This is a genomic window from Bradyrhizobium hipponense (genome assembly GCF_008123965.1).
Classification (GTDB): domain Bacteria; phylum Pseudomonadota; class Alphaproteobacteria; order Rhizobiales; family Xanthobacteraceae; genus Bradyrhizobium; species Bradyrhizobium hipponense.
This window is the reverse complement of the sequence record NZ_VSTH01000232.1, coordinates 1-9,754: the sequence shown is the minus strand read 5'-3', so window position 1 is coordinate 9,754 and position 9,754 is coordinate 1. Positions and strand designations below refer to the sequence as shown.

Here is a 9,754-nt window from a genome sequence, read left to right as displayed (position 1 = left end):
ATAGGATCTGAGGTGCGAGCGATGCGGTGCATTTGCACCGCATCGGAAAGCCTCGAAGGATGCACGGCCTCGATGCAGCCGGGCCGTCGCCCTTCGAGGCTCGCCTTGCTTTGCAAGGCGAGCACCTCAGGATGACGGTGATAGATCTGAGCGCTGAATTAACGCGGCGCGCGCTTGGCCAAAATGCGCTGCAACGTGCGCCTGTGCATGTTCAGCCTCCGCGCCGTTTCCGAGACGTTGCGGTTGCACATCTCGTAGATCCGCTGGATGTGCTCCCAGCGCACGCGGTCGGCCGACATCGGATTCGCCGGCAGCTCGGATTTGTCCGTGCCGGTCGAGAGCAGCGCGGCGACGACGTCGTCGGCATCCGCAGGCTTTGAGAGATAATCGATCGCGCCCATCTTCACCGCGGTCACGGCGGTGGCGATGTTGCCATAGCCGGTCAGCACGATGGCGCGGGCATCGGGCCGCTTTTTCTTCAGCGCCGAGACGACGTCGAGGCCGTTACCGTCGCCGAGCCGCAGATCGACCACGGCGAATGCGGGCGCCGCTTTGCCGATCTGTGCAAGACCATCCGAGACCGTGTCGCACGATGTCACCGCAAAGCCGCGTGTCTCCATCGCGCGCGATAGCCGCTCCAGAAACGGCTTGTCGTCCTCGACGATGAGAAGCGAGCGGTCGGTCTGTTCGTTCAGTTCGGCGATGGCGTTCAAGGTTTTGTCCTCTCTCCAGCGCGTCCACATATGGCGTCGCAATCAGGCGGTGCCAAGGCCGCCAATAGTCGATCGGCCCTGTTGTGCGACGCAAGGTCGCGCCCTATCCTATTGTTTCTTCAAGCGTCTCGATAGCCTCAAAACGCTGCCGCGGCCACGCAATCCGGACCACCGCACCATGGTCCGGGAAAGTCCGATTGGTAAACGCGACCTTGGCGCCGGTTCGTTCCAGCAAGGTGCGTGCGATGAAGACACCGAGTCCAAGGCCGCCGCCTTCGTCCTGGCTGCGCCGCCGCGACAGATAGGGCTCGCCGATCCGGTTGAGGAGGTCGGGCGGAATGCCCGGGCCATCGTCGGAGATCACGATCTCGGTGGTATCGTTGTTCCACCAGGCGTTCACCTCGACGGTGGTGTTGGCGAAATCGACGGCGTTCTCGATGATGTTGCCGACGCCGTAGAGGATCGCCGGGTTGCGCGAGCCGACCGGTTCGGCCGCGGCGGCAACTGCGATCCGGACCTTGATGTCGATGCCGAAATCGCGGTGCGGTGCCACCACCTCCTCGATCAGCTCGGACAGCTTCATGCGGTCGAACGGCGCGCCGCTGGGGGAGAGCTGCGTGATCTTGCTCAGGATGTCGCGGCAGCGCTGCGTCTGCTCTCGCAAGGTTTTCAGGTCGGCAGCAAAGCTCGGCTCTTTCACCGTCTTTTCCAGCTCGCGCGAGATCAGGAAGATGGTCGCGAGCGGCGTGCCGAGCTCGTGCGCGGCGGCCGCAGCGAGCCCGTCGAGCTGGGTCAGATGCTGCTCGCGCGTCAGCACCAGCTCCGTGGCAGCCAGCGCGTCCGCAAGCTTGCGCGCCTCCTGAGTCACCTGGAAGGAGTAGAGGCTGGTGACGCCGATCGCGAGCACGATCGAGAGCCAGACGCCGACGAGATAGATCGGCGGCAGCACCAGCGGATCGTCGGAATCCCAGGGCAGCGGCAAATGGAAGAAGAACAGGATCGAGGCACAGGCCACGGCGAGCAGACCAAGGCCGAAGGTGAGCCGGGCCGGCAGCGCGGTCGCCGAGATCAGCACGGGCGCGAGGAACAGGAACGAGAACGGGTTCTGCAATCCGCCGGTGAAGAACAGCAATCCCGCCAGTTCCACGATGTTCAGCGCAAGCAGTCCGGCCGCCTGGATCGGCTCGAGCCGCTGCATCGGGTTGGCTGCGGTTTGCAGCGCCAGATTGACCGCCGCCGACAGCGCGATGATGCTGACGCAGGGCACGATCTCGACGTTGAACTCCAGCCCCTGCGCCACGATGAAGATCGCAGCGAGCTGGCCCAGCACCGCGAGCCAGCGCAGCCGCAGGATCGTGTCGAGGCGGATGTGTCGCTGCGGATTGCGGAAGTCGGTATCGGCGGTCTCGGTCATCTCTTCCAATCCAGCGATGCATGCGGCCGATCAGAAACACGCCCGGCCAACCGTTCCATCGCCCTACAAGCCTCTTACATCAAGCCCTACAACACGCCTCTACAACAAGCCTTGGCGTCAAGTCTTTGCATCTGGTCTTCACGTCAAGCCTTGCGCTTGATCCCGCAATGGCGGAAGAACGGCCCCAGCATGACCGGGAACGACAATGCTTCAAGTCGGCCGACTGTCGCGGATGGCATTTCGTCCGCGGCAATCGAGGTCGACCGTCTGGTCAAGGTCTACAAGCAGACCCGCGCGGTGGACGACATCTCATTCTCGCTTCCGCGCGGTAGCATCACCGGCCTGCTGGGCGGCAACGGCGCCGGCAAGACCACCACCATCGCGATGATCATGGGCCTGGTGCTGCCGACCTCCGGCCGCGTACGGGTGCTCGGGCACCGGATGCCGGAGCAGAGCTCCGCGGTGCTGGGGCGGATGAATTTCGAGAGTCCTTATGTGGACATGCCGATGCGGCTCACGGTGCGGCAGAACCTCACCGTCTTCGGCAAGCTTTATGCGGTGAAGCATCTTGCTGACCGCATCGCAAAGCTGGCTGGCGATCTCGACCTCACCGAGTTCATCGACCGCGCCAACGGCAAGCTCTCCGCCGGGCAGAAGACCCGGGTCGCGCTCGCCAAGGCGCTGATCAACCAGCCGGAGCTGCTGTTGCTGGACGAGCCAACCGCCTCGCTGGATCCTGATACGGCCGATTGGGTGCGGGCGCACCTGGAACGCTATCGCCGCGACAACAATGCCACCATCCTGCTTGCCTCGCACAATATGCTCGAGGTCGAGCGGCTCTGCGATCGCGTCATCATCATGAAGCGCGGCCGCATCGAGGATGACGATACCCCCGAGGCGATCATGGCGCGCTACAATCGCTCGACGCTGGAGGAAGTGTTCCTGGATGTCGCGCGCGGCCGGGGGAATGGCGTTCGGGAGGCCGCGCGATGAGTGGGGTAGGGGCGTTTCTTTCGTCATTGCGAGCGAAGCGAAGCAATCCAGAATCTTTCCGCGGAAAGACTCTGGATTGCTTCGTCGCAAGGGCTCCTCGCAATGACGGCCTGGATAGGCCGCATGCTGCGTTCCCTTCGTTGCTGGGGAGGGTGCGGCAATGAGTGAATTGTCCCTCCATCGCGGCATTTCCGTGCGCCGCATCGGCGCGATGATCCTGCGCTACTGGTATCTGCTGATGTCGTCCTGGCCGCGGCTGCTCGAGCTGCTGTACTGGCCGGCGCTGCAGGTCATTACCTGGGGCTTCCTCCAGATCTACATCGCAGAGAACGCCAATTTCTTCGCGCGTGCCGGCGGCACGCTGATCGGCGCCGTTATCCTCTGGGACATCCTGTTCCGCGGACAGCTCGGCTTCTCCATCTCGTTCCTGGAGGAGATGTGGGCGCGCAACATCGGCAATCTCATGATGAGCCCGCTGAGGCCGATCGAGTTTCTGCTGTCGCTGATGATCATGAGCCTGATCCGGCTCGCGATCGGCATCATTCCGATGACGCTGCTGGCGCTGTTCCTGTTTCACTTCAACGTCTATGGCCTCGGCCTGCCGCTGATCGCCTTCTTCTGCAATTTGATCTTCACCAGCTGGTCGGTCGGCATCTTCGTCTCGGGGCTGGTGCTGCGGAACGGCCTGGGAGCCGAGAGCATCGTCTGGACCTTGATGTTCGCGATCCTGCCGCTTGCCTGCGTCTACTATCCCGCCAGCGTGCTGCCGGTCTGGCTGCAATATGTCGCCTGGGCGCTGCCGCCGACCTATGTGTTCGAGGGAATGCGCGCACTCCTGATCGAGAGCACCTTCCGCACCGACCTGATGCTGGATGCGCTGGCGATCAATGCGGCGCTGCTGGTTGCATCTTTTGGGGCATTCCTTGCCCTTTTGCGCAGCGCCAAGAAAAACGGCTCGCTGCTGTCGGGCGGCGAATAGCTTCACTTTCCCGTGGATTCAGGTTGGTTTAGCCGTGTGCGGCACGTAGATCTATGGAACCATGCATTGACGCAATATTACGCATTCGGCAGTATGCTGCGATGCGAAGAGGGATATGATCATGCCTATTGGTGAGTTCGGCGGCGCGCCGCCCCTGGCGGCTGAAGGCAGTCCGGTCCTGACGACGCCGATGTACTGGATGTACGAGATGGCGCAGGCCTCTCTCAATCCGGCGCGCGCCGTCACCGATGCGACCAAGCTCCTGTTTCAGAATCCCCTGAATCCCTGGGCGCGCACCGAGGTCGGCAAATCGGTCGCCGCGGCCTGCGAATTGTTCGAGCGTACCACGCGCCGCTACGGCAAGCCCGAATGGGGTCTCAACGACACCGAGGTCAACGGCATCCGCGTTCCCGTCGAGATCCGTTCGGTCTGGGAAAAACCGTTCTGCCGGCTGCTCTACTTCGATCGCAAGTTCGCCCGTCCCCTGCGCAGCCCGCAGCCGCGCGTGCTGATCGTGGCGCCGATGTCGGGCCATTATGCGACGCTGCTCCGCGGCACGGTGGAAGCCTTCCTGCCGGCGCATGACGTCTACATCACCGACTGGGCCGACGCCCGCATGGTGCCGCTCAGCGATGGCCGCTTCGATCTCGACGATTACATCGACTACATCATCGAGATGCTGCACGTTCTCGGCGGCAACACCCATGTGATGGCGGTCTGCCAGCCCTCCGTTCCCGTCGTTGCCGCCGTTTCGATCATGGAAGCGCGGCGCGATCCCTTCGTGCCGATCTCGATGACGCTGATGGGGGGGCCGATCGACACCCGCCGCAATCCGACCGGCGTGAACAATCTCGCTCAGGAGCGCGGCATCGACTGGTTCCGCAACCACGTCATTACAAAGGTGCCGTTCCCGCATCCGGGCATGATGCGCGACGTCTATCCGGGATTCCTGCAGCTGAACGGCTTCATCAGCATGAATCTCGACCGACATATGAATGCTCACAAGCAGCTGTTCGCCAATCTGGTGAAGGGCGACGGCGACCTTGTCGACAAGCACCGCGACTTCTACGACGAATATCTTGCGGTGATGGACCTCCCTGCCGAGTATTATCTTCAGACCGTCGACACCGTGTTCGTCAAGCACTCGCTGCCGAAGGGCGAGATGACCCATCGCGGAACCCGCGTCGATCCCTCGAAGATCACGCGCGTCGCATTGATGACGGTCGAAGGCGAGAACGACGACATCTCGGGTCTCGGCCAGACCGAAGCAACGCACGCATTGTGCAGCTCGATCCCCGATCATCGCCGCGTTCATTACGTCCAGAAGGGCGTCGGACATTACGGCGTGTTCAACGGCTCGCGCTTCAAGTCGGAAATCGTGCCGCGGATACACGATTTCATGCTCTCCGCAGCGAATCCGAACTCATTGCAGGCTCTCGCAGCGGAATAGCTCCCGTTTTTCGGCTTTCCCGTCGAAAATTCGAAGTCCGCCGGAGGGCTGGTTCCCTCCAGATTCGCGGTATTTAGGTAGCTTTCTAGGAGTGAGTCTTACCTCACCCCTTGGGGGTGCCGCATGCGTTCAGCGGGGGCGAAAAATTGGGGTTCCAACCCCAGTCTGTAGGGTCTCCCGGACGCCTGACCCCTGTATATTGGGCAAATGATTTGTTTTTGCGCCGAGCGCTTTCCCTGGCGGCGGTTATGGCAGAATCCGGGCGCACTCCTGCCCCCCGGACTCACAGACATGGCCACTCGCGCGCTCCTCTATCGGCGGCCCCACGAACCGAAGACCCTCGTCATCACTCATGGATCGCAATTTTTCGCGATTCGGCTGCGCCGGCACCGCCGCGCGCGCCGTTACACGCTGAGAATTCATCCGAGCGACCGCGAGGCCATCCTCACCATGCCGCCGCGCGGCACGCTCGCCGAGGCGAAAGACTTCGCGCAGCGTCATGGCGCCTGGATCGCGGCGCGTCTCGGCCGATTGCCGAAGGCGGCACCGTTCCAGCCGGGCACATTGATACCGCTTCGCGGCGTGCCCCATCGCATCGTTCATCGCGCCGGCACGCGCGGCACGGTGTGGACCGAGGTGCGCGATTCCGGTGAACGCATTCTCTGCGTCGCCGGCGGAGTCGACCATGCCGACCGCCGCGTCCACGACTTCCTCAAGCGCGAGGCGCGCCGCGATCTTCAGCGCTCGGCGGAGGCCTATGCGGGCGAACTCGGCGTCAAGGTCAAGCGGCTCTCGATCCGCGATCAATCCAGCCGCTGGGGCTCCTGCACCTCGGCCGGCTCGCTGTCGTTCTCCTGGCGCCTGATCCTCGCGCCGCCCTTCGTGCTCGACTATCTCGCCGCCCATGAGGTCGCCCATCTCGTCGAGATGAACCACTCGGCGCGGTTCTGGCGCGTGTGCGGAAAAGTCTGCCCGTCGATGGAACGCGCCAAGAAGTGGCTCGACACCTACGGCAACGACCTGCACCGGTATGGGGCCGAGGATTAGGACTGGCTGTTCCGGTTTTGGAAGGTGTCATCGCCCGGCTCGACCGGGCGATCCAGTATTCCGAGGCGGTTGTTGTTGAACCAAGAAGCTGCGGCGTACTGGTTTCCCGCCTGCGCGGGAATGACAGTTGAGAATGAGGCGACATCAGCGCATTTCGCGCGACTCTCGCCCGTTGCAGCGAAGATTGCGCCGCGCTCCCGATTTGCGTCGTCGCCTCAAAGGTTTCGCACAATCCACCGAGCAACGCGCCGGACATCCCCGGCTACTGTGCATGGGGTTGTTTTTCAGTTTTTGTTTTGAGGCTGCAGAGGTCTCAGGCCGACGCTACCGATTTCCGCCGAACAGCCGGTCCATCAGCCAGCCATCGAGTCCGGCCGCTGGTTCCGGCCGCACATTGGCGCGCGTGGGCGGCGGGCGGTAGCCGCCATTGGCGACCGGCGCTGGAGCAGCCGCTGTCGGCGGCGACACTTGCGATGCCGCCTGCGCCAAATTCGACAGGCCCCAACCACCTGGTGAACTCGGCAGGTTTGCGACCGGCACGCCCTCGTGCGCAGTGCGCATGAAGCGCGACCAGACTTCCACCGGCAGGCCGCCGCCGGTCGCCTTCTTGGTCGGCGAGTTGTCGTCATTGCCGAGCCAGACCCCGGTGACGAGGTTGGCGGTGTAGCCGATGAACCAGGCGTCGCGATAATCCTGGCTGGTACCGGTCTTGCCGGCCGCCGGCCAACCGGGGATCTCCGCCTTCTTGGCGGTGCCGGAGATCAACGTCTCCCGCATCATCGTGTTCATCATCCCGACCATGCGCGGTTCGATGACCTGGTTGTGCTCGTCGGCCTGGCGCATGTAGAGCAGCTTGCCGTCGAGCGTCTTGATCCGCCGCACCACGTGCGGCGCCACCCCGAAGCCGCCATTGGCGAAGGGGGCATAGGCGCCGACCAGCTCGACCACCGAGACCTCGGAGGTGCCGAGCGCGATCGAGGCGTTGGGCTCGAGTTTTGAGGAGATGCCGAGCCGGTGCGCGGTGCGCACCACGTTCTTCGGCCCGACCTCGAGGCCGAGGCGGATCGCGACCATGTTGAGCGACATTGCCAGCGCCTGCGTCAGCGTCACCGCGCCGAAATATTCATGGGTGTAGTTCTCGGGTTTCCAGCCCTTGACCTCGATCGGCGCGTCCTGGCGGACGGTGTCGGGCGTCAGCCCGGCTTCGAGCGCGGTCAGATAGACGAACGGCTTGAACGAGGAGCCCGGCTGGCGCTTTGCGGTGACCGCACGGTTATACTGGCTGTCGGCGTAGTTCCGCCCCCCGACCATGGCGCGCACCGCGCCGTCGGGCGTCATCGCCACCAGCGCGCCCTGGCTGACATTGAACTTCACGCTCTTGGCTGCGAGCTCGTCGATGATGGCGGCCTCCGCCACGCTCTGGAGCTTTGGATCGATCGTGGTCTCGACCGTGATGCTCTGGTCGATCTGGCCGACCAGATCGTCCAGGACCTCGCCGATCCAGTCGGCGACGTAATTGACGGTGCCGGCGCCGACCGGCTTCACGTTGTAGGAGGGATGGCCGATCGAGGCCTTGGCCTGCGCTTCGGCGATGAATTTAGCATCCGCCATAGCCGTGAGCACGATTTGCGCGCGCGCTTCCGCGCCTTCCGGATTGCGGTTCGGCGCCAGCCGCGACGGCGATTTGACGAGGCCGGCCAGCATCGCAGCTTCAGCGACGGTGACGTTCTTCGCGGACTTGCCGAAATAGCGTTGCGCCGCGGCTTCGACGCCGTAGGCGCCGGAGCCGAAATAGACCCGGTTGAGATAGAGTTCGAGAATTTCGTTCTTGGAATGCTTGCGCTCCAGCCAGATTGCGAGCTCCGCCTCCTGCAGCTTGCGCGCCATGGTGCGTTCCTGGGTCAGGAACAAATTCTTGGCGAGCTGCTGCGTCAACGTCGAGCCGCCCTGCGACACGCCGCGGTGGAGCACATTGGTGACGAGGGCGCGCAGGATGCCGACCGGGTCGATGCCGAAATGCGAATAGAAGCGGCGGTCCTCGATGGCGATAAAGGCCTTCGGCAGATAGGGCGGCAGATCCTTCAGCGACACATTGGCGCCGGCCATCTCGCCGCGCTGCGCCAGCATGCTGCCGTCGATGCCGACGATCTGGATCGTCGGCGGGCGTTTTGGGATTTCCAGCGATTGGATCGGCGGCAGATGCGCGCCCACCCAGACCACGACTCCGACCACGGCGATCGCGCCCCACAGGCCGAGCACCGCGCCCCAATAGACGAGACGGCCGAGACTAAACCCGCCGCGCGACTTCGACCGGCGCTTGGCGCCGCTGCGGCTGGCCTGCGCCTTGCGCTCGCGCGGCGGCTCATCACCGGAATTCTCGCCCTTGCGCTTGGCGGGTGATTTTGCGGATTTTTTCGGCTTGTCCTCGGCGTTGGGGATGCGGTCTGCCACCGTCAGGCGCAGATCGGCGAGCGCCGCGGGCAGGCCGAATAGCGGCTCTTTCCGCCCGCCACCCTTTTTCTTTCCCCACGCCATACGCAAAACGCCCGGTCAGCCCGCCCCGCCGCACGCTAGCGGTCGCTGTTTAAGGCCCGGTTACCCAGAGCTTAACGCGCGATTAGGAGGTGCGGCATTCGCCCGCCACAGTTCCGCTCGCCAGCCGGCGGCGCTAAGATCGGTGCACAAAAAGAGGAAAAAACGCATGGGCCATATCGATCCGACCAAGGAGATCTTTGCGCAATTCCGGGACAGCGACCGCCCCGGTCCGATCCACATGCTCAACCTGGTGCGGCTGCGCAAAGAGGCAGCCTATCCCGACGGGCGCAAAGTGTCCGGCGCGGAAGCCTATGCGGCCTATGGCCGCGAGAGCGGCCCGGTGTTCGCGCGGCTTGGCGGCCGCATCGTCTGGCAAGGCAAATTCGAGCTGATGCTGATCGGTCCGCAGGACGAGCGCTGGGACCATTGCTTCATCGCCGAATACCCGAGCGTCAAAGCGTTCGTCGAGATGATCCGCGATCCCGTCTATCGCGAAGCGGTGAAGCACCGGCAGGCGGCGGTCGAGGACTCGCGCCTGATCCGGCACGCGGTGCTGCCGGTGCGGAAGAATTTTGGCGAGATACCGGCTTGAGCGAGGGAGGGCTAGCATTACAGTTGCGTTG

8 protein-coding genes are annotated in these 9,754 nt (G+C 63.7%); 5 read left to right on the top strand and 3 right to left on the bottom strand.

The annotated features are described in order from the left end of the window. Window positions 1-158: 158 nt before the first annotated feature. Both FXV83_RS40670 and FXV83_RS40665 read right to left on the bottom strand, forming a co-directional pair. A complete protein-coding gene (locus tag FXV83_RS40670) occupies window positions 159-713 on the bottom strand; it encodes an ActR/PrrA/RegA family redox response regulator transcription factor (protein ID WP_187436523.1) in 555 nt (184 codons plus the stop codon). 103 nt (window positions 714-816) lie between these two features. Then, on the bottom strand, window positions 817-2,127 hold the full coding sequence (locus FXV83_RS40665; RefSeq protein WP_148745652.1) for an ActS/PrrB/RegB family redox-sensitive histidine kinase: 1,311 nt from the start codon (window positions 2,125-2,127) through the stop codon (window positions 817-819). A 189-nt stretch (window positions 2,128-2,316) separates the two neighbouring features. On the opposite strand from FXV83_RS40665, the gene FXV83_RS40660 reads away from it, so the two are divergent. The 4 genes from FXV83_RS40660 (at window position 2,317) to FXV83_RS40645 (ending at window position 6,596) form a co-directional block, all read left to right on the top strand. After that, entirely contained in the window at window positions 2,317-3,120 is an 804-nt protein-coding gene (locus FXV83_RS40660) for an ABC transporter ATP-binding protein (protein WP_148745651.1), read from the top strand. Window positions 3,121-3,280: 160 nt separating this feature from the next. Beyond that, window positions 3,281-4,099 carry an ABC transporter permease gene (locus FXV83_RS40655; protein ID WP_148745650.1) on the top strand — a complete coding sequence of 273 codons (819 nt, stop codon included), beginning with the start codon at window positions 3,281-3,283 and terminating at the stop codon, window positions 4,097-4,099. A gap of 121 nt (window positions 4,100-4,220) precedes the next feature. Continuing rightward, window positions 4,221-5,549: a polyhydroxyalkanoate depolymerase gene (locus tag FXV83_RS40650; protein ID WP_148745649.1), complete on the top strand. Its 1,329-nt coding sequence runs from the start codon at window positions 4,221-4,223 to the stop codon at window positions 5,547-5,549. A 207-nt stretch (window positions 5,550-5,756) separates the two neighbouring features. After that, window positions 5,757-6,596 (top strand): M48 family metallopeptidase, encoded by an 840-nt coding sequence (locus FXV83_RS40645; RefSeq protein ID WP_148745648.1) that lies wholly within the window; start codon window positions 5,757-5,759, stop codon window positions 6,594-6,596. 324 nt (window positions 6,597-6,920) lie between these two features. Here the strand turns inward: FXV83_RS40645 and FXV83_RS40640 are convergent, their stop codons facing one another. After that, window positions 6,921-9,131, bottom strand: a complete 2,211-nt coding sequence (locus FXV83_RS40640) for a transglycosylase domain-containing protein (protein ID WP_148745647.1) — start codon at window positions 9,129-9,131, stop codon at window positions 6,921-6,923. Between the two features lie 166 nt (window positions 9,132-9,297). Here FXV83_RS40640 and FXV83_RS40635 point away from each other — a divergent pair, with 166 nt between their 5' ends. After that, window positions 9,298-9,723, top strand: coding sequence for a DUF1330 domain-containing protein (locus FXV83_RS40635; protein WP_148745646.1), 426 nt, complete (start codon window positions 9,298-9,300; stop codon window positions 9,721-9,723). The last annotated feature ends 31 nt before the right edge of the window (window positions 9,724-9,754 follow it).